At 47.7% G+C, this 21,141-nt stretch carries 16 protein-coding genes; 6 read left to right on the top strand and 10 right to left on the bottom strand.

Annotation, left to right across the window (positions count from 1 at the left end; translation table 11 throughout):
• Positions 1-103: 103 nt before the first annotated feature.
• From FVR03_RS18200 to FVR03_RS18190, 3 genes are all read left to right on the top strand, one after another.
• A complete protein-coding gene (locus tag FVR03_RS18200) occupies positions 104-1,153 on the top strand; it encodes a family 43 glycosylhydrolase (protein WP_147923198.1) in 1,050 nt (349 codons plus the stop codon).
• 540 nt (positions 1,154-1,693) lie between these two features.
• The gene (locus FVR03_RS18195; RefSeq protein WP_147923197.1) at positions 1,694-2,878 is read left to right on the top strand and encodes an aldose epimerase family protein; all 1,185 of its coding nucleotides are present in this window, start codon (positions 1,694-1,696) and stop codon (positions 2,876-2,878) included.
• Between the two features lie 174 nt (positions 2,879-3,052).
• Positions 3,053-3,571 (top strand): gamma carbonic anhydrase family protein, encoded by a 519-nt coding sequence (locus FVR03_RS18190; RefSeq protein ID WP_147923196.1) that lies wholly within the window; start codon positions 3,053-3,055, stop codon positions 3,569-3,571.
• A 66-nt stretch (positions 3,572-3,637) separates the two neighbouring features.
• Here the strand turns inward: FVR03_RS18190 and FVR03_RS18185 are convergent, their stop codons facing one another.
• Both FVR03_RS18185 and FVR03_RS18180 read right to left on the bottom strand, forming a co-directional pair.
• Positions 3,638-4,099: a GNAT family N-acetyltransferase gene (locus FVR03_RS18185; RefSeq protein ID WP_147923195.1), complete on the bottom strand. Its 462-nt coding sequence runs from the start codon at positions 4,097-4,099 to the stop codon at positions 3,638-3,640.
• A gap of 38 nt (positions 4,100-4,137) precedes the next feature.
• Entirely contained in the window at positions 4,138-5,457 is a 1,320-nt protein-coding gene (locus FVR03_RS18180) for a hemolysin family protein (RefSeq protein WP_147923194.1), read from the bottom strand.
• A gap of 1,057 nt (positions 5,458-6,514) precedes the next feature.
• On the opposite strand from FVR03_RS18180, the gene FVR03_RS18175 reads away from it, so the two are divergent.
• Positions 6,515-8,731: a protein-disulfide reductase DsbD family protein gene (locus FVR03_RS18175; RefSeq protein WP_147923201.1), complete on the top strand. Its 2,217-nt coding sequence runs from the start codon at positions 6,515-6,517 to the stop codon at positions 8,729-8,731.
• 524 nt (positions 8,732-9,255) lie between these two features.
• Here the strand turns inward: FVR03_RS18175 and FVR03_RS18170 are convergent.
• The 7 genes from FVR03_RS18170 to FVR03_RS18140 all read right to left on the bottom strand — a co-directional run bounded on the left by FVR03_RS18170 (position 9,256) and on the right by FVR03_RS18140 (position 17,915).
• On the bottom strand, positions 9,256-10,563 hold the full coding sequence (locus tag FVR03_RS18170) for a DUF3999 family protein (protein ID WP_147923193.1): 1,308 nt from the start codon (positions 10,561-10,563) through the stop codon (positions 9,256-9,258).
• Positions 10,505-12,970, bottom strand: coding sequence for a DUF2339 domain-containing protein (locus FVR03_RS18165; protein ID WP_147923192.1), 2,466 nt, complete (start codon positions 12,968-12,970; stop codon positions 10,505-10,507). The genes FVR03_RS18170 and FVR03_RS18165 overlap by 59 nt, the downstream gene beginning before the upstream one ends.
• Positions 12,971-13,312: 342 nt before the next feature.
• Entirely contained in the window at positions 13,313-14,275 is a 963-nt protein-coding gene (locus tag FVR03_RS18160; RefSeq protein ID WP_147923191.1) for an LB_356 family protein, read from the bottom strand.
• Between the two features lie 3 nt (positions 14,276-14,278).
• On the bottom strand, positions 14,279-15,760 hold the full coding sequence (locus FVR03_RS18155) for an MBOAT family O-acyltransferase (protein WP_147923190.1): 1,482 nt from the start codon (positions 15,758-15,760) through the stop codon (positions 14,279-14,281).
• A 367-nt stretch (positions 15,761-16,127) separates the two neighbouring features.
• On the bottom strand, positions 16,128-16,736 hold the full coding sequence (locus FVR03_RS18150) for a superoxide dismutase (RefSeq protein WP_147923189.1): 609 nt from the start codon (positions 16,734-16,736) through the stop codon (positions 16,128-16,130).
• An 86-nt stretch (positions 16,737-16,822) separates the two neighbouring features.
• A complete protein-coding gene (locus tag FVR03_RS18145) occupies positions 16,823-17,275 on the bottom strand; it encodes a nucleoside deaminase (protein WP_187270208.1) in 453 nt (150 codons plus the stop codon).
• Between the two features lie 85 nt (positions 17,276-17,360).
• Positions 17,361-17,915 (bottom strand): hypothetical protein, encoded by a 555-nt coding sequence (locus FVR03_RS18140; RefSeq protein WP_147923188.1) that lies wholly within the window; start codon positions 17,913-17,915, stop codon positions 17,361-17,363.
• Between the two features lie 256 nt (positions 17,916-18,171).
• On the opposite strand from FVR03_RS18140, the gene FVR03_RS18135 reads away from it, so the two are divergent.
• Positions 18,172-18,615 carry a hypothetical protein gene (locus tag FVR03_RS18135; RefSeq protein WP_147923187.1) on the top strand — a complete coding sequence of 148 codons (444 nt, stop codon included), beginning with the start codon at positions 18,172-18,174 and terminating at the stop codon, positions 18,613-18,615.
• A gap of 470 nt (positions 18,616-19,085) precedes the next feature.
• Here FVR03_RS18135 and FVR03_RS18130 read toward each other — a convergent pair whose 3' ends face one another.
• Positions 19,086-20,297, bottom strand: coding sequence for a DUF8692 domain-containing protein (locus FVR03_RS18130; protein ID WP_147923186.1), 1,212 nt, complete (start codon positions 20,295-20,297; stop codon positions 19,086-19,088).
• A gap of 623 nt (positions 20,298-20,920) precedes the next feature.
• Here FVR03_RS18130 and FVR03_RS18125 point away from each other — a divergent pair.
• Positions 20,921-21,141, top strand: a 221-nt coding sequence (locus tag FVR03_RS18125) for an OB-fold nucleic acid binding domain-containing protein (RefSeq protein ID WP_255474285.1), incomplete at its 3' end; no start/stop codon positions are given.

Genomic DNA, 21,141 nt, shown 5'->3' with positions numbered 1-21,141 from the left:
AGTCTTCTGAAGGCTATTTTCATTTGAATTATTTGTAAAGAAAAGTATATCGGTTTGTCGGGTTTTCTGATCCAGACAAACAAAAAATGAAGGGAACATGACAATGAAGTTGAAATTAAAAAGTCTGCTGCTGATCTTCCTGCTGGCAGGTACTTGTCTGCAGGTGCAGGCGCAGGGAGGAAGGCAACAAGTGGGCGAAACCCGGCAAGACATTGTGACGCATGACCCTGTTATGGCAAAGCACGGCGACCGTTTTTACCTGTTCAGCACCGGGCATGGCATTTCTATCTGGTCGTCGAGTGATCTGAAGAACTGGCGAATGGAAAAACCGGTGTTTGAAACAGCGCCACAATGGGCCGTAGACACCATACCGGGTTTCAAAAATCATATTTGGGCACCCGATATCAGTTATTACAAGGGCCAGTATTACCTGTACTACTCGGTATCGGCTTTCGGTAAAAACACCTCGGCAATTGGTTTGGCCACAAACCCGACCCTGAACCCCGAAGATCCGAACTACAAGTGGACCGACCATGGCCGCGTTATTCAGTCGTACCCCGGCAAAACGAACTGGAACGCCATAGATCCGCACATCATTGCCGATAAAAAGGGGACAGCCTATATGAGTTTCGGCTCTTTCTGGGATGGCCTGAAACTGGTGAAGCTGAGCAAAGACAGAAAAAGCATAGCTGAGAACCCGGACAACCTGCTAACTATTGCCAGCCGCAAAAAAGATCCGTCGGCACCTAATCCTCCCTCCATCGACAATAACCCCGTAGATGCAGGTGGCAATGCCATAGAGGCACCTTTTATTTTTCAGAAAGGAAAGTACTACTACCTCTTCGCCTCCATAGACTACTGCTGCAAAGGCGTAAACAGCTCCTATAAAATGATTGTAGGCCGATCTAAAAAAATACCCGGCCCTTATGTAGATAAAGAGGGAATTCCGCTAAACAAAGCAGGCGGCACGCTGGTGCTTGAAGGAGACGAAAGCTGGCACGGCGTAGGGCACAATTCAGTTTATAACTTCGATGGCACCGACTACCTGGTTTTTCATGGCTACGATGCCAGCGCCAACGGAGCCCCAAAACTGCGCATCGAGAAACTGAGCTGGACCAAAGATGGCTGGCCGGTACTGGAAACCAGGGAATAAATTATTTTTCCGGGAGTTTTGTACAGTGGCAGGCATTTCGGCCGTTATTGCTGTTTTGCAGTGCCACTATGCCGGCCCTTGGCACAAAATGCCATAATTTGCTTCTGAGGGCCTTTTTCATTAGAATAATTTGACTGATTGTTAGTTGTTGATTGGAACTTAGCTAAAATGTTAAATTTTTAAATGGAATAGGTGGAGGAGAGGCAGAGAGAAACTACTATAAGTTCTTAGCCTTGAAGAGAAAACAGTAGCAATTCTCGCTTATAAAGCAGTTTGCTGGCTTCCATAACTAGTGTTCTTCCAATTTAATTTATAGAATTATGCTACCTGCAAAAGTGCTTCAAAGCGGCCAGAGGCAGCGGAATAATCGTTACAAGTGAGGACGCGCGGGCCAGCATAATCTTTAATTTCTAATTTTTAATTTGGCGCAGCCCTAGGGCAAAATCATCTTTATCAAAACTTAATATAAATGAATTTGTAATTTTGAATTAGGCGAAGGCCTTACCATATATTCATCTTTAAAGGAAATAAGACTATAATATGAAAATTAACACCCGATTACCTTTGGCATTGCTCTGTGGCGGTATGCTCTCTCTGGGAGCCTGTAACCAGACATCCTCTACCGAAGAAACAGCCGCTACCAAAACAACTACCAGCAGCCAGCAGGCTACCTTACCTGCCCGGTCTGAGTTTCAGAAAACCATAGATGGCAAAGAGACCGATCTGTTCATCCTGAAAAACAAAAACAACGCACAAGCTGCCATCAGCAACTACGGAGGGCGCCTTATCAGCCTGTTGGTACCCGATAAAGACGGCAACATGCGAGATGTAGTCATTGGCTTTGGCGATGTAGATTCGTTTACCAAAGGCTCCGACACCTTTTTTGGTGCCACTATTGGCCGCTACGGCAACCGCATTGCCAAAGGCAGATTTAAAATAGACAACACTGAATACAAACTGGCCACCAACAACGACCAGAACCACTTGCACGGCGGCGACACCGGTTACTCGCGCGTGGTTTGGGATGCCCGCCAGGTAGATGATAAAACACTGGAGCTGACGTACCTCTCCAAAGACATGGAAGAAGGCTACCCCGGCAACCTGAACGTAAAAGTAACCTACACCCTCACCGACGACAACGAGCTGAAAATTGACTACGAGGCTACTACAGACAAAAAGACCATCGTGAACCTGACAAACCACGCCTTCTTTAACCTGAATGGCGAAGGCAGCGGCACCATTAACAACCACCTGTTGCAGATTAATGCAGATCGCTACACACCAGTAGACGAAACCCTGATTCCGACAGGCGAGCTTGCCCCTGTAGAAGGCACTCCGTTCGACTTTAGAGAACCAACCAAAATAGGCGAGCGAATAGAGCAGGAACACGAGCAGCTGAACTTCGGAAAAGGCTACGATCATAACTTTGTACTGAACACTGCCCAGGGCGGCGGCATGACCAAAGCAGCAACCGTTGTGGGCGACCAGAGCGGCATTGTAATGGAGGTGTTTACCGAGGAACCTGGCTTGCAGTTTTATGGCGGCAACTTCATGGAAGGCAAAAACACCCTGAAAACCGGTGTAAAAGATGATCATAGATCTGCTTTCTGCCTGGAGACGCAGCACTTCCCAGATTCTCCGAACCAGCCTAAGTTCCCGTCTACCCAACTAAATCCGGGGCAAACGTATAAAACTACTTCTGTTTACAAGTTTTCAGTAAGATAATTCGTTACAGAGTTGTTGCAGCAGTTCCTGGTGGCCTTGGGCAACTAAGAACTGCTGCAATTTATTTTAAAGAGGCCCAGGCTGGCAATTATTGCGAGTTACGGCACTCTTTTAGTTTTAATTGTTTGCTAATACCCACTGTGGGTATTTTAAAAAAGTTTAAATGTAGTTGATATGCCAGTAATACTTCCTGTGAAAGGTAAAAAGCCCCAAATGGGCAATGGTTGCTTTATAGCTGAAAACGCCACATTAGTAGGAGATGTAATATTGGGTAACGAGTGCTCCGTTTGGTTCAATGCTGTCATCAGAGGAGATGTAAACAGTATCCGGATCGGAGATAAAACCAATATTCAGGATGGCGTTGTTATTCATTGCACCTACGAGAAAGCCGCTACCTTTGTAGGCAACAACGTTTCTATTGGGCACAAGGCCATTGTGCACGGCTGTGTTATAGAAGACAACGTGCTTATTGGTATGGGCGCTATTGTAATGGATAATGCACTGGTGCAGCGCAACTGCATTATAGCGGCAGGTGCCATTGTGCTGGAGAACACCATCTGCGAGTCTGGTTTTATTTATGCCGGTATTCCGGCCAAAAAGGTAAAGCAGATAAGCGATGAACAGGAAGAAGGCCTAGAAAAACTGGCAGACAAATATGTTATGTACAGCAGCTGGTTTACCGGCCCGGTTTAAGTAAATAAGTCATTTTACGTGAGTTATAAAACAATAAAAAGCTGCCTCTTGTACAGGGGCAGCTTTTTATTGTTTTATGCCAGAATGTGCAGAAATCTCAAGCTTTAGCTGGTACAGGTCAAAGCCTTCGGCCCAGAAGTCTTTTTCAGTCTTTTCTAAACTAAACCCAAGCTTCTGGTAAAACGGGAATACCAGCTGCGTCGTCCGGACAACGATCAACCGGACAGCCGGATTTTTCCTGATCTCGTTCAGCCGGAACAAGGTAAGCTCTTTGCCAATGCCCTTTCCCTGAAAATCAGGATGGATGATGTCCCAGGATATACGGGCTATTCTACCATCATCAAACCAGTTAAAACCACCGGAACCAAGTATCTTTCCGGCTTCTTCTACCACAAAGTAAAATTGGGCATGGTGCGCCAGGTACTCTACAAAGTCCTGCTCTTCAGAAGGAGCGAAAAAGGCAGGCGTATTGCACCGTAAAAGCTCAAGCAGGAACTCGTTGTCGGTGGGTGTGTAAGGCCTGATCATGGGGCAAAACCTTTAAAAGATCGTTTGCGGTTTTAGACCTACTCATTAACCGATTTTTCCTGCATCTCTTCCCGCACCTTCAGCTGCACGTACTCCACCTTCCGCTCCGATTTTTCGAGCACGCTTACTTCGTATTGGTTAAAAATAGCCATGTCGTTTATGTCTTCGGGTATCTGGCCGTAAATCATGTTAATCAGGCCTCCCACGGTTTCATAATCTTCTCCTTCAGGGAGCGGGTACGGCAGGTAGTCGTTTGCATCAGTAATAGAAGCAGAGGCGTTTACTTTGTACTCATAATCGCCAAGCTGCTCCACAATCGGCACTTCTTCATCATACTCATCCTGAATTTCGCCTACCAGCTCTTCAATAATATCTTCTATAGTCACAATGCCCGACACACCGCCAAACTCATCGGTGGCAATGGCCATGTGCATGTGGCGCTTCTGGAACTGCTTCAGCAAGCGACTGATCTTCTTGGTTTCAGGCACGAAGTAAGCCTGTCGGAGGAGCTTGGAGAGCACGATCGGTTCTTTGAGCCGCAACAGCGTCAGGATATCTTTTACATAGAGCACACCAACTATATTATCGATGTTGCCATTGTAAACCGGTAGCCTGGAGTAGCCCTCGTTAAAGATAACCTCCATCAGTTCCTCTACCGGCATGTTAATATCTACAGCCACCATTTTAGTGCGTGGCACCAGTATTTGCTTCACCATGCGCTCGTTAAACTGAAATACGTTTTCAATCAATTCGTGCTGCGAATCTTGTATTACACCGCCTTCCATACTCTGCTCAAACAGCAGCCGCAGCTCCTCGGCTGTGTGCACCTCTGCCCCATGCAGCGGCCTGATGCCGATGGCCCTAAGTATAAAGTTGGAGAAGCCGTTCAGCAACCAGATAAATGGCCTGAAAATAAAATAGAAGAATTGCATCGGCACCGCCACCGCCAGCGCCGTAGACTCAGACCGTTGTATAGCCAGCGACTTAGGAGCAAGTTCGCCGAATACAATGTGCAGCACTGTAATTAAAGCAAAAGCAATGGGTAAGGCTATTTTATGTGCCAGTTCCGGGCTGCCGCCATAGCCAAAGGTTTCCATTATGTTAATAATAATCTGCGATACCACGCTTTCGCCAATCCAGCCCAGGCCAAGCGATGCCAGCGTAATACCCAACTGCGTTGCCGACAGGTAAGCATCGAGGTGCGAGAGCATGTTCTGAGCCAGTTTTGCCAGGGTGTTGCCGCTTTGGGCGCGCAGCTCTATCTGTGAAGATCGTACTTTAACAATGGCAAATTCGGCTGCAACAAAGAAGCCGTTAAGGGCAACAAGCAGTATCGTTATAAAAATGTCTAAGACCATAGAGGTGTATCAGCTGTAGTAGGCGCTGGTAAAGCTGTAAAATTAACTAAAATACGTGCTTTTACTAGAAGTGTATGCGATTTGAATTTTAAAAGAAGCCAGGCAGCCTGCCAGCAGCGAAGAAGGGCCTTTTTCAGTGTTTTATTTCTGAACCTGCCTTGTTCTGGCGGCTGGTAAGCTGAGGTTTTGTGGTCCTGACATGCCATTATCGCCAGCCTCTAGCAAAACTAAATAAAAAGGCAGGCAGCCCGGATTATTCTAATGAAACTGCACTTCCAAAGAGTTTATTGCGTTTTTTTGCCAAGGGTAGTTGCTGCGGCACATGTATTGGCATTGGGTAAAATTAAAAAGACGCCCTAAGGCGCCTTTTTACTGTGAGACACTAGGCAGGAAATCAGTAGTTGACTTCGCTGTGGGTGCTTAAACGGTTTTTAACAACTCGTTGGCATCCGGCTGAGGGAGACTATCTGGTTAATGTACGTCACCTCTTTTGGAAACAGCTTACAAGCCTATACTGAAGCGTGTCTTGGAAGGAATGCTATATTTAAATCATATTAGTTACAATTAGTTTAAGCCTGAACAGATGCCCGGGTAGCAGCACAGAATTGAACCTGTTTTTGCTGCAAATTGCTGCTACTGTTGCTCTTAGCTTGTAAGAAATATATACATTATTTTCGGTAAAGTATGGCTGAGCCCTAAATTTATAGGGAGCTTGTACGTAAGCAGCACCCAAACCTGGGTAAACTGTCTGGAGAGCCTGGTAAAGGGCACCTGCTTGCCAGCACCTTTTGGGAGGCCAGGCAGCAAGCTGGTTGTACCGTAAAAAAATATGTAGCAACATCTAAATAAGATGTTTAGTTCTTGCTGCGTTACTACAAGAGAGCAGGTTTTCGCGGCGGCACCCGAAGCATGTCGCTTTGCCGCAAAATCCGTACTTTTGCGGAACCCTTCGAACAAGTTGCGATTTGCTGTTGTTTCAGGTAGTGCACCGGGCCACGAGTGGTACAAAGCTCCTGGTGACACGGGCGCGGTAAAAGCTATAACTATAACCCAATACATGAACATACCATTGTTACTACGGCAGTTCCTGCCACTGCTGTTTCTGCTTAATTTGTTGTTGCCTGCGCAGGCACAGGTGCTGAAGCCTGCCACCTGGAGCTACGATGTCTCTAAAAAGCAGGTGGCGGTAGGAGAGGAGGTCGAACTTATCTTTAACGTCCGCATCGACAAAGACTGGTACCTCTATTCCTCCGATTTTGACCCGGACCTGGGGCCGATGGTAACGGAGTTTAAGTTCGCCAAGCACCCCTCTTACGAATTGGTAGGCAAAATTAAGCCGGTTAACCCTAAAAAGAAATACGATGATCTCTGGGATGGCGAGTACACCTATTTTACAGGCACAGCGCAGTTTAGGCAGAAGGTAAAAGTGCAGCAGCCCGGCCTGCTTGTTAAAGGAACTTACGAATACCAGGTGTGCACCGATATAAGCGGCAAGTGTATTCCTTTCGACGACGAATTTACGTTTAACACCAGCCAGATTCAGGTAACAGCCGCTGTCGCGCCGGCACCCGGTACAACACCTGCCACCACTGCCCCGGCAGAAGCACGCCAGCAGCCACTAGCTCCGACAGGGGCCGCACAAGCCCCTGCCGGAGCTAGTGCCACCCTGGAGCAGGAGGAGCAACCACAAGACACAACAGCCTTAAGCTCCGCTACCACCACCGATACTGCAACACAAATAGCAGCCGCCTCCACAGAAACACCGGCACCAGCACCGCTACAAGGCTATACGCCTGGCGAAGAGGCAGAAGCAGGCGGTTTGTGGGCGTTTTTTCTGGTAGCCTTTATATTCGGTTTAGGCGCCCTGCTCACTCCATGCGTATTCCCGATGATCCCGATGACGGTGAGTTTCTTTACCAGTAGCGGCGACAGCCGGAGGCAGGGTATATTCAAAGCTGGCATTTATGGTTTGTCTATTATTGCTATTTACACACTTATAGGCACCGTAGTAGCCAAACTGTTTGGGGCAGATGGTGCCAATTTTATCAGCACGCATTGGTTGCCTAACCTGCTGTTCTTCGCGGTGTTCATCATTTTCGCCATGTCGTTTTTCGGGCTGTTCGAAATTACACTGCCGAGTTCTTTCCTGACCAAAGTAGATGCTCAGGCCGACAGAGGCGGTATGGTCGGAGTGTTTTTTATGGCTTTTACGCTGGTGCTGGTTTCCTTCTCCTGTACTGGCCCCATTGTAGGCAGTATACTGGTAGCCTCGGCAGGTGGCGAAACGGTTCGCCCTGTAATGGGCATGTTCGGTTTTTCGCTGGCTTTTGCCTTGCCCTTTACCTTGTTTGCTATTTTCCCGTCGTGGTTAAGCAGTTTGCCTAAGTCTGGTGGCTGGCTAAATTCTGTGAAAGTGGTGCTGGGTTTTCTGGAGCTGGCGCTGGCGCTTAAGTTCTTAAGCATTGCCGACCAGGTGTACCATTGGGGCATCCTGGACCGCGACATTTACCTGGCGCTCTGGATCGTTATTTTTACGCTGATGGGCTTTTACCTGCTGGGTAAGCTCAAGTTCTCACACGATTCTGATTTGCCTTACCTGGGGGTGCCGCGCCTGTTCCTCGCCATCGCCACCTTTGGTTTTGTGGTCTACCTGATTCCAGGGTTGTTTGGTGCGCCGCTTAAAGCCTTGGCGGGTTACCTGCCGCCACAGTCCACGCACGACTTCGACCTGAACGCCCTGATCCGGCAAAGAGGTGGAAGTACAGCAGCAGTATCTACTAACCAAATATGTGAGCCGCCTAAGTATGCTGATTTCCTGTCGCTGCCGCACGGGTTGCAGGGCTACTACGACCTGGAGCAGGCAAAGGAATGTGCTGCAGCGCAAAGCAAGCCCATCTTTATCGACTTCACCGGCCACGGCTGCGTAAACTGCCGCGAAATGGAAGCCAACGTTTGGTCCGACCCGGAGGTGCTGCGGAGGTTGCAGGAGAATTTTGTAATTGTCGCCCTCTATGTTGACGACAGAACGGAACTGCCGCAACAGGAGTGGTACACCAGCAGCTACGACAACAAAGAAAAGAAAACCATCGGCAAGAAATTCGCAGATTACCAGATCACAAAGTTCAATGTAAACGCACAGCCCTACTACGTGCTGATGGACGAGAACGAAAACGTGCTGGTAAAACCCATCGCCTACGACCTGAGCGTGGAGAACTTCGTGAAGTTTCTGGATGCCGGCGTGGCTACTTACAAGGCAAACCAGCAGGCGCAGTAGTTTTCGGCATCCTATTTTGCAGCTTATAAGTTCGGCACTTAAGAACATCAAAGCAGTAATAGCTCCCGGCGCTGGGCGTAGTCTCCGACTATTCGATAATCTGTGGACAACCTAGCTGCCAGCAGCAGCGAAAATAGCTGTAATGGGAGAGGCAACTTCCGGGTACTGGCAATGCGTGCATTTTGCTTCTATGAAGCAAAGGCAGTTGAAGACTATCTGATATTAAAGGTCCGAGTTAGAAACTATGCCGGGTGCAGTTATATAGTCGCAGCAATTATTCTAATGAAAAACACCTTCCAAAGGTTTTTTTGGGAAATAAGGTCAAGGGTATACCGGAAAGCCTTTAGCCGATACAGAAGCTAAATCTGAGAACTACTATCTCGAACTTCAGTTTTGCCTGTGGGAGCCAATTTTCGTGCAAAATATGGGGCTGTCAGGAGGCAGAACCCGGTGACTGTGCTTTTTCATATTAGTAAAAAGAAAAGATTAAGCGAAGACGCTTGCCCCATGAAGAGCTAATTTCATCATCTACTTTTCTTCATCTCATTCAGGAGCCGCACCGTCATAAGACCTAAGCCAGCTAACACAACAGCCAGCGCTACCCAAATCAGGATGTTAGAACTTGGAGCTTTTTTAGCTTTTGGTGCAGTTGTTATAGGGCTAGCTGCTTCTGGCTCCAGCACCGGCACATCTGTTGGTATATCCGCTTCGAAATGCTGCAACTCGTAAACGGGTGCAGCCCTGTTTTCATCTCCGAACCTTAGCAAATAAGATTTTCCGGCTTCCAGGTTGGCTACCAGGTAGCGGTTGAGCTGGTACGCTTTTACGGAGGTAATATCCAGCGGAGCGTTGTCGCCGTTGTCTATCTCTATAACCAGTTCCTCTGCTTGCCGGCGTGGCAGCTCCACGGTGGCAAGTGTGTTGGAGGTGAGCGTAAAGGGCAGTGAGGCAACTGATTTAACACGTCTTCGTTTTTGTTTCCGGAACAAGCCACGCCGCCTGTTCGTGCTGCTTTCGGCTTCGGTCAGGAGGCGGGCAGGGCGGTAGTACAACGATGGCGAATTTATTTCCAGCTCCAGCCGCTCGGGGTACACCGGTTGCGGAAACTGCAGGTGCAGGTGCGTTTTCTGGGTAGCGGCGCTATCGGTTCGCGAAATAGATTGCTGCGGAATAAGGGTGTATTTTCCGTTTTCGGAGTGGGTGTCGTAGTAGCCGGCATTTACAATGTTCAAGGGGGCACTGCTGGAGTCGTTGAGCACGAGCCGGAGGTACTTATAATCGTTTAGCGGAAAGTTAAGCAGCTTTACTTCTGTGGTGCCCTGAGTGTTTTCGATGGCATAGAGCACATCCTTGGCCTTAAGCACATACCAGTCTTGCCGGTTATCGCTGCCGCTGAGCGCCACCTGCTTTTGCACATCCGCATTGCGGATCAGCAGGCTGATGTTGTTGATTTTCCTTTGCTCCTGGTTTTCGATAATGAGTTCGGAGCAGCAGCCAGTGCGGTGGGTATACGAAACCGTTTTATAAGGCCGGAACAGCTTCCGGTACTGCACCGGCTCTTCGGTTCGCAGCAGGTAAGGCACCTCTTTCCCGGCCGCATCATATAATCGGATGTCGGCCAGGTTATGTTGCAGCCGCCCTGTAATATCGGGAGGGAGCAGCAGACTGTGGTAGCCGTTCTGCGCAGGAGCCGGAACAGGTGCCTGCCATTTGTAATCCTGCGCTTTAGTGGGTACAAGGCAGGTGAGCCAAAGCACCTGCAGGAGCAGTAGCTTAAAGCTGAGGCGCATCGGCGGGTGTGTCTGGTAAAACGGTGGCAGCGTTGGCATCATCCTCCAAAATTAACACTTTCAGCTTCTGGTACATAAACGACACCACCAGCAGTATAATACCCAAACAGATGAAGGCCGCAATCTTACCGCCTTCCGAAATGCCCCTTATATCGAAGAGGAACAGCTTGAGCAGGGTTAAGAAGAAGAGGCTGAGGGAAATGATGCGCAATGTTTTTAGTTTGTAAGACATCCCGATGCTCATGAAGGCAAAGGAGCAGATACCCCAAAGAATGGCAAACCCGATTTTTCGGATCTGGGCAAGCTGTGCAGCTAAGGTGCTGCCGGGGCTGTAGCTGCTAAGTAGCGCCAGGTGCTCCAGTTCAGCACTTAAAATAAATACTGCTACAAAACTCATAAACCACAAGGCAACTTTGCCGATTTTGCTTTTAAACCCAAGTTGCTGGTGCACCAGCCGGAGCACGAGCGCCATGAGCACCACCACCAGCACCAGGGGCAGGTAGTGCCAGGTAAAGCTGCTCAGTTTCTGGCCGGGCTCTGTGAGGTACAAATCGCGGGCAAGCATGGTGGTGGGGTGCAGCAGCGCCAGGTACAGCACGATGGCCAGAACTGCCAGCCCGGTAATGGCGTTGGTGAGTTGCTGCAGGTACAGCCGCTTCGAGAACAGGAGCAGTCCCACCAGGAACAGGTAATTATAGAAAGCTAATATAAATGTGGTGGTGCTGTAGGGCTGCTCGTAGCGGATAAGCTGGTAGCGGAGTTCGAGCAGCAGCGTCAGGTAGAGGCAGATGACCAGTAGCACTCCCACCATGGCACGATAGTCAGGAACTGGCAACATCCGGATCAGCACCAGTTCTGTCTCCTGACGCAAGAGCCAGAGCGTAGCAGCCAGGGCAGACACTGCCACCAGACCCGTTACAAACAGCTTGTTGAACACGATGCGGAGAGGTACTGTGTAGCTGGCGTTGTACTCTGTCCAGTCTATGAGCAGGCTGCCGAACATAAGCGCCAGCACCACCACCGATGCTACTCTAATTAAGGCGATACCCGACCGCTGCGAAAGCCATAGCAGCAGCACAGCCTCCAGCGCCCAGAAAAGCGTAATATAATTGCCCTCCAGCTGCACCGGAGCCGCCAGACTGAGGAAGGTGAGCACCAACCCGATGAGCAGGTACACCAGGTTGCGGTCTGCCTTCTGGTTCTGGTAAAGCAGGTAGGCAAATCCGAAGTTAAACACAGCGATAGCCGCCGTAAATAAACCCTGATAGGCACCTTCGGCCACCTGCTGCAGCACATACATGCCCGCCGAGTAATAAAGAAAGGTGTTGCTGAGCAGCATCATTATTTCTGGTGCCGTAAATTTACGCTGCTCCCGCAGGTTGTTGATGATGTTCATCAGGAAAAACACGAGGTAGAAAATAGTGGCAAACACCAGCGCCCCCGTGTACGGCGGATCTGCCTCGCCTACTACGCGTGTGGTGAGCCAGCCGCTGTAAAGAATAATGGTAAAAACGTAAGCAATTATATTGAGCAGGTTCCACTTTTTAAAATAGGCCAGCACCAGTATACCCAGGTTCAGGGTGAGCACAAACGTGAAGAGCACCACATAATTGCCTTCGCCGGTGCTGATCATAAACGGACTGCCGAAACCGCCAATCAGCGCCAGCACCGCCAGCTCCATGCGGTCGTAAGCCACCGCCAGAAAAATAGTGAAGCCTGTTATAACGACCATAATCAGGAACGCCACTGTTTGGCTAAACAACTGGTACTCATGAAAGGCAATGGCAATAGTAAAATACAGCACCGCCATGCCTCCGCCTACCAGCACCGAGCTAAAGGCTTTGTAATCTTTCCGCAGCCGATGCGCCACTCCCAGCAATGCGCCGCCTGCCAGAATGCCAATAGCCACGCGCCCTACCTCGTTTATCCAGTCCTGATCTATGGCATATTTCACAAAAAAACCGATGCCAAGCACCAGAATTGCAATGCCTAGTTTGTTGATGAGGTTTTCTCCGATAAATTTTTCCCAATCGAGGTTTTTTCTGAAGTTCGAGAAGATGCTCTCAGAAGCTGTTTCTACAGGTGCTTCTACTGTTTCGGAAGGGGGGACAGCAGTGGTAAAGGCTGCCATAGGCGGAACCGGTACGGGTACACTAGGAATTGCCGGCTCCTGTAGCGGCTGCTCTCTGGGAACAGGAGCAGGTTTTGGTATAGGTGGCGGTGGTGTAGCAATAGGCCGTGGAGGCACTGGTGCCGCTATAGGCTGTGCTACTAGTGGAGGCACTTCTGAAGGAGTAACCTTGCGCTGCTCCTTCACTTGCTCCCGCAGCTTTTGTATTTCTTCATTTAGAAACCTTATCTCCTGCGATTGATTTCCAACTTTAGTTAAGAGTTGGTTCCCGAACCACAAGACCATCACTACAAGCAGCAAAAGCAAAAATATTTCCATAGGGGCAGCAGCTAAATCAGCTGACTATATTACTAAAATTTGAGAGGAATATAAAATTCCGGTTTTGAAGTAGGCAAAGGTAGTATAGCAGCTGGTGTTATAGCAGCGAGGTTCGCCGGAAACAAACTCAGATAAAAAGCGCGTGCATCTAAACTATGCACAGTTTAGATGCAGTTCCAAATTCAACTATTCAACAATGTAGCAATCAACAATCAAATTATTCTAATGCATTTGCCCTTCCAGCGGCGTTTTTAACTGTTTTCTGCTTAGGGTAAGGTCAGTCCAAAGGTCTTTGTCCACACAATGTTTTTGAGTTGCCTCCTTCTGATTTTGAATTTTTTTCTAATAAATAAGAAGCTCCTCAGTTTGCAGCGTTTTTATAAAAAACGAGTTAAATTTCGTGACACCTGTCTGAGTCAGGTGGTGGTGGTCGTAAAAATCGGTTTTGGAGGAAAGGTTCAGATCATATTCACCATTATTGAAATCCAGGAGTGGCGCATGGTGGTTTTTTAGGAGAGATAATAATTCCTCCTTGAAGGAACTATAGTTTTGTACGGTAGCTTTCAGCTCTTTCGTAACCGGAGCGATAACGAAAATGGGTATTGCGTCGTGCTGTCTGGCAAGTTGTATAATTTGCTCCAGATACGCCAATTGTTCTGAGTTAAGCTTTGCTTCGGTGGGTTTGAGCTTGTTCAGGTTTGTTTGCTGCTTAGTGTAGTTAGTAGATACAAAACCGCCTGCCACATACGTCTCTTCGGCCTCATTGTGGGTAGGTGTTATCTGCCTGAGTGGCGTCTGCCACCTCCTTATGGCTGAGGCGACAAGGGTGTTAAAAATACTCACATCTTTGGCGGCCACTGCCATCTCTGCCATGGTTCTGTTAAGTGGTGCATTCGAAAGCAGATCTATACTGGCTTCTGCCCCTGTTTCCTGCAGTACCTCCCAGTACACTTCCATAACCAAGTACTTTGGTCGCAGGTGGGGGAGGTGCTCCTGCAGCAGGTAATACGAGTTAATCGGGCTTTGGGCGGTGGTGCCAAGGTTAAAGGAACTGTAGCCTGCCCCGGCAAAAACACGTGGATCGAACCCTCTGTAGGCATGGGAGGAGCCGATAAACAGAAAATCTACGGCTCCGGTTTGTGCAGCTTCCTGAACCCTGATCATCGTACTTCCAGTTCCCGCAGGGTTCAGGCGTACATTAAACAGGTTGTGCAGGTTCGTAAAAGTCAGGAAGGCAATTACCAGCAGGTACGTTACCGGCAGTGTAAACAGGAACAGCAAGATTCGCAGGAGTAGCTTTTTCATGGGTCAGAACTGAAAATATATGAACTCAGTGTCTGAGAAAATCCCCAGTAAAACCAGTGCTACCACCGCCAGGTTATACACCGACCACCTGACATAAACCGGTGCCGCGGCTAAGCGTCCTCTAAGTGAGATTCGGCTTTGCACCAGCTCCACTGCCAGCAATAAACCCAGCAGCAGCAACGTCAACGCAAACGTAGATCCCGAGTACCCCAAGTAAGCGTACTGGTGGTGCAAAACATGGTCGCGGTTCAGGAGAATGTGCAGGCTAGTGCCAAGCCCCGAAATATTATGAGTGATGATATAGGTGGCATCGGTGAGCGTTTCGGCCCTAAAAAAGACCCAGCCCAGGCACACCAACGCAAAGGTGCCTAGGGTGCGTAATAGGCTTTGAAGCTTCGGAAGGCTGTTTTCATTAGAATAATTTGCTTGGCGCCGGGTTGCCAGTGCTGCTTCCAGCACCAGGTAAAACCCGTGCAGCGCCCCCCACACCAGAAAGGTCCAGTTGGCACCGTGCCAGAGGCCGCTCACCACAAAGGTGATGAACAGATTGTAGTACCAGCGCCATTTCGCTACACGGTTGCCTCCCAACGGAATATAGAGGTAATCGCGGAACCAGGTGGAGAGGGAGATGTGCCAGCGGCTCCAGAACTCGCGGACGGATTTGGAGAAATAGGGCCTGCGGAAATTCTCTATGAGTCGGAAGCCCATCACCTGCGCCGCCCCGATGGCCATGTCGGAGTAGCCCGAGAAGTCGCAGTAGATCTGGAAGGCGAAGAAGACGGTGGCTATGAGCAGCGGCAGGCCTTCGTAGTCGGTAGGGTTGCCGTAGACCTGGTTCACCATAAGCGCCAACCGGTCGGCAATGACTACTTTCTTAAACAGTCCCCAGGCCATCAGCTTAAGCCCGTCTGTTACCTGGCGATAGTTAAATTCGTGCCTTTGGCGGAGCTGTCCCAGCAGGTTGCCTGCCCGCTCGATAGGCCCGGCCACCAGCTGCGGAAAAAAGGTGACAAAGAGAGCGAAAATACCCAGGTGTTTCTCTGGTTTTATCCGGCCATAGTATACATCGATGCTGTAGCTCATGGTCTGGAAGGTGTAGAAGGAGATACCGATGGGCAGCAGCAGTTCAAAGGCAGGCGTGGCATACTGTACCCCCAGCAACTGCGCCAAGTCCTGTGCTGCACCAGCAAAGAAATTAAAGTACTTAAAAGTGAAGAGAATACCCAGGTTGGAGAGCATGCTGAACCAGAGCCAGGGCTTTCGCTTCTGCCGCTGCTCTTCAGCGTGCTTTCCCATCATAAGAGCGCAGGCATAGTCGATGAGGGTAGAGAGTGCCAGGAGCAAGGCATAGTCTACGCGCCAGAACATGTAGAAAACGTAGCTGGCCAGCAGCAGCAGCGCCCACCGGAGGCGATGCGGCAACAGGTAGTAGAGCGTAATTACAACAGGAAAAAAGATAAGAAACTCAAAGGAGTTGAACAGCATCTGGCAGCAGCAGGTTTATGCAAGCGCTAATTTGTTCATTTTCCGGGGAAGGGGCAAAGGGTTTTTCTTAAAGACACAGGACACAGGACTTTTTATGAAGCAGGAGTAGGATTGGTTTAATTTGTTTGTGCTCTAATAAGTTTAGCTCCTGGTTTTGCTGTTCGTTTGTTAGCATCACAAAGTAACAGATGTAAAAGTTGCGCTGTATTGAAATTCGGGATTAAATGGTCTATTCCTGCTGATGATCAAGAGTTAGAACTGTAGAAAATCCTGTGTCTAAAAAAAGCCCCACCGTTACGGGTAGGGCTTTGTAGAATTAGAATAAGATGTCTAAAATCTAGCTTCTAGCATCTACAATCTAACAAAATTACTTTGCTTCGTTGAAGCGTCTGGTTACTTCGTCCCAGTTTACTACGTTCCAGAACGCGCTGATGTAATCAGGGCGACGGTTCTGGTAGTTCAGGTAGTAAGCGTGCTCCCATACGTCCAGACCCAGGATTGGCTGTCCGCCGCAACCTTCAGCAAAAGGCATCAGCGTAGAGTCCTGGTTCGGAGTAGAGCATACTTCGAGCTTGCCATCTTTTACGCAAAGCCAGGCCCAGCCTGAACCGAAACGCGTAGCAGCAGCCGCATTGAATTTTTCTTTTAACTGATCGAAAGAACCGAAAGCGGAGTTAATAGCATCTGCCAACTCACCGGTAGGCTCGCCGCCTCCGTTTGGAGAAAGTACAGTCCAGAACAGGTTGTGGTTGTAGAAACCACCGCCGTTGTTGCGCACCGCTTTGTTGTCGGCCGGAATGCTGGTTAAAATTTCTTCGATAGACTTACCTTCTAAGTCTGTTCCCTGAATAGCGTTGTTCAGGTTAGTAGTATAGGCCTGGTGGTGCTTCGTATGGTGGATCTCCATGGTACGAGCATCGATATGTGGTTCCAGGGCATCGTAAGCATACGGAAGTTGTGGAAGTTCAAAAGCCATAGTTTTTATAGAATTTTATATGTGTAACATTACATACGCACATAGTGGCGCGTACGTTTGTTCAAAAGTAACTGCTCCAAATATAGTTAATTTCTTTTACTTGTAAAGAAGGTTGTCATGAGTTCGGCACACTCCTGGGCTAGAATGCCGCTCACCATCTCGGTTTTGGGGTGCAGCAGGTTTACGCCCAGGCGCCTGTAGCCACGCTTGGGCTCAGGGGCACCATACACCACCCGCTTTAGCTGCGCCCAGTAGCTGGCCCCTGCACACATTACACAAGGCTCCACGGTTACATATAGGGTGCAGTCGTGCAGGTACTTGTTGCCCAGGTATTCTGCGGCGGCAGTAAACGCAATCATTTCGGCGTGGGCTGTTACATCGTTGAGCTTTTCGGTCTGGTTATAGGCTTTGGCAATAACGCGGTTGTTGCAGACAATAACGGCTCCTATCGGGATTTCGCCTTCTGCCAGTGCATTTTTTGCCTGCCGGTACGCCTCCTGCATAAAGTACTCGTCGCTGTGGATAGATAGAATTCCCATAGGTTTTGCTGCTGTTTTACCCGAAGTTATACAAGAAAGGCCGCTCCTGCAAAAAGAGCGGCCTTTCTTGTATAACCTACATGACTTATTTTACTTTTATAGAACTCATAACTTCCTGAGCTATGGGTTGCCAATCTTTTTTAAGCATAAAAGGCACATGGAAGGTGAAAATCAGGAGCTGATCGCCTTGTACGGCATATTGTACTATACTATAGCGTTGCACCGGGGCCAGGTTACTGCCTTGGCGTGTATCGGCGAGTGTAGACACAAACTCAAAAATAATATGATCTTTGCCTTTAACAGACGCAATTTCTTCTCTTATAAAATCAACTTTAGTAAATTTTTCGGTAAGCGATGCCTTGTAGAACTCACGGAGCATTTGCAGGTCGTTCTCTTTAAATCGTGAGCGTTTCTGAGTTACGCTGAAATCTATCTGGCCATTAGGGCTTGTGTAAACAGCTAGTGGTTTTGTCGTAGACGGGTACTTTCGTGCAATACCATCGTCGGGCATCGGTAAAAAGTCCTGGGGCAGCATTACGCTAATTTCTTTTGTGATGCTGAATTTTTTGAGTTTGGTGTTCGCAAAGGCAGCGCCAGCAACAAGTATTATAACCAGAAAGGCAAGATATCGGAAGTTCATAGGTTTAAAGTAGGCAAAGTTCTAAAATCAGGCAACAGAAGAAACTTTAAGCTGCGGGAGCAATTACTTTGCCAATTGTGCTCCAGTATGTTTGAAATTATATATCTCTGAATAGAAAACTAATTAACATGGCCGGAGGAGGCGCAGGAGTTGGTTCAGGTGCTTTAAAATCTTCTTTTTCTGGTTCCCGTTAAACAGATAAACAGAAACAGGCGCAAAAAAGTGCCTGCAGCACAGCACACATAAAAATACAACTATGATAGATAAAATCGTTAACCAAGTAAAAGGGCAGTTAACCGGAGAGCTGCAAAGCAAGTTTAACCTGGATGCAGGTAAAGCAAACCGCTCTGTAGACCTGGCAAAAGATAACCTGACCGAAGGGCTGAAAAAAGAAGCTGTAGACGGCGACTTTGGCGGCATTATGGATTTGCTGCAGGGTAAAAAAGCCGTAGGCGATAACCCTGTCGTGAACAGCATGATCTCGAATTATGTTGGCGACCTTACTTCTAAATTAGGCATTCCTGACCAGATGGCAAAGCAGGTGGGGCCATTTGTGGTGTCGTTTCTGATGCAGAAGTTTGCTGGCCAGGTTACCGGAGATGGCCTGAGTAAACTGGATATTATAGGCTTACTGGGTGGTGGCGTAAAAGACAAAGTAACCAAAGGACTTGGCGATAAACTGGGAGGCCTGTTTAAGTAAGCAAACGCCACCAAAAGTAATCCTGGCCAATTATCGTTTTAAAGGCTTATGAAGCCAGTCGTAAAACTATAACCCGCGAAAGTCACCTATAACAGAGGTGCCCTTCGCGGGTTATAGTTTTAGTTTCGGATGTGCAACGTTGAAAGTAGCTTGTTGAGATCAGACTCGGGTTACGAATTAAGGAGATGCTTTACAGCTAGTTTTACCTTTGCCAACCCTTGGCATAATTTAGCTTAAAATGCTTTGGAAGGGCATTTTTATTCGAATAATTTGAGTTTGACACTTTAACATCGGTTAAGTGGCTTTGTTGGCATTTGGAGGTGCTGTTACAGTAGCAGGTTAGCTTAAAGTATGTTTCTGCAACCGGAATTCATGGTTTGGTTCTTCTGTAATGCAGAAACCAGATAACGGGTTTCTTGACAGTCTAAAGCTGAAATTCCGAAAGATGACGACGCTATGTGGCTAAGGGGTTATGCGGCAGCATAGATCTTGGGTGCGATTGGCGTTTCAATTTCTTCGCCTGACTTAGTTTGCGTAATAGCACCAGCCAACGATAAAACAAGCAGCGACAACGAAATAAAACCCCATTCAGCAGTGTATGGGTTGCTGAACCATATTGTTAAAGCAAAAAGAAGAGCCCACCCTGTAATACCTGCTCTGGTAAACGGATGATGCGCTGCCTTCCAAACAAATACGGTTAAAGCACATAGTACCACAAATGTTATTGTCATGATGGCAGTACCAAACCGAATGCTTAACAGCGAAATAAATGTATGGTAAATATTTGTTCCATACATAACAGATAGCCCTAAACAGAAAATACATAGAGACAGATAGCCCCACTTGTAGCGCTTGTTTCTGGTTGCCAAATATAGGCTGAGGCCTGCTGCCACAAAGGCTAGTGCGCTAGTAAACCAGTTTTCGGGTATGCCTGCATTTTCTTCTGGTGGGCCTGCAAAAAGTAAGACGGCAGTAAGTAAACCTCCTAACAGGCACAGCCCTAAACCAATTGCTACTATAGCAGGCCTGCCAGACAGTACAAAATTTAAAGATATTCCTGGCGTAGACAAAGCATCTGATCGGGTGAGCCTTGAGCTGCCTTTGGCTGCATATACCAGCATCGAAAGTATAAGGCACCACGATCCGAAGATTTCTGAGCCTTCTTCTGCTACCAGAAGCCATGTAGGCCTTTGCCAAATCTCGTCAGCGGAAATTGCTTGCATCGCATTGATTTCTATTTCTTCCTGAATTGGGTTACTGGCGAACAGCAGAATACCAACAAGTGCCGGAGCTAAAGCAGCCGGAACAGAACGTACCCTGATCAAGACAAAACCAGCCATATAGACTGCCACCAGACCAATCAGAATAATGAAGAGAATCCAACCTGCCTCATGGCCGAACATGCTAAAAACTGCACTATCACCTATATTCTCATGAAAAGAACCTGCTTCGTCGAATGATAACAGGGCGAAAATCAAACTGAAACCAAGCCATCCGAAGTTTAACAACCGGGTTCTTGCTTCTGTATAATAGTTATTGTCGGTGCTAAAACATAAGATCGCAGCTCCTGAAGCTATTAACAGAATCATGGAGGAGTACCAGGAAGCTATAATATTCTCACCACCTAAATTTAATAATGCAAATACTCTAACAGCATTTTCTGTCATGTATTTTTCCAGCAATACAGGTAGTTCTTCTATTGCTGTCAGGTTGTAGAAGTAGTTAAGGAATGCAGTAGTTGTTAAAAAGAAAATGTTTAGCAGCGCTATGGTGCCAAGGACCAGCACAATTTGCTTACGCGATAAACGGATGGTTTGTAAAGTTGATTGCATAAAGGAGGAAAGCTAACTGACAGGTAAAGATTCTGATGTATATAAAGTTAATAGTGTGCACCCTTGATAGTAAAATGACTGTTATGCCTTCGGGAGGGCATTTTCATTTGAATAATTTAAACCGGACGTATTATCCTGTAGCGGGTGTTATAAGGTACAACACCTGCAGACTTTCCGCTCGCTACAGCTTTTCTTCGCTATCTAATTTTAAAACAAATGCTTATCGTTGAAGAGTAAGATAATTGCACTTTCAGGTATTAATTTTTAAATATATTAAAGTTTGGGTAATAATTAAATAATATATAGTTAATAAATTTTCTTGGCTTTGTTATTTATTTGTCTTCAGCCTGTCTTTCTGCTTCACCAGCTTACGTAAGTGGTTACAACAAATCAACAATTTAGCAAGCCAACATCTTACAAATTATTACCTTTGCACCTGTTATAGTACTTGCATTACATAATTTATAAGAAATATGCTCCGAACACATACTTGCGGTGAACTCAGACTAGAAGTTGCAGGCGAAGAAGTAGTACTTACAGGTTGGGTACAACGCCTCCGCGATAAAGGCGGCATGCTCTGGATCGATCTCCGCGACCGTTATGGCATTACACAGCTCAGCTTTGAAGAAGGTGTTACATCGCCGGAACTTTTTGAGCAAGCCCGCAGCCTTGGCCGCGAATTTGTGATACAGGC

The organism is Pontibacter qinzhouensis, from assembly GCF_008017455.1.
GTDB classification, from domain to species: Bacteria; Bacteroidota; Bacteroidia; order Cytophagales; family Hymenobacteraceae; genus Pontibacter; species Pontibacter qinzhouensis.
The sequence above is the reverse complement of the archived record's forward strand: the minus strand, read 5'-3'. Positions and strand labels throughout refer to the sequence as shown.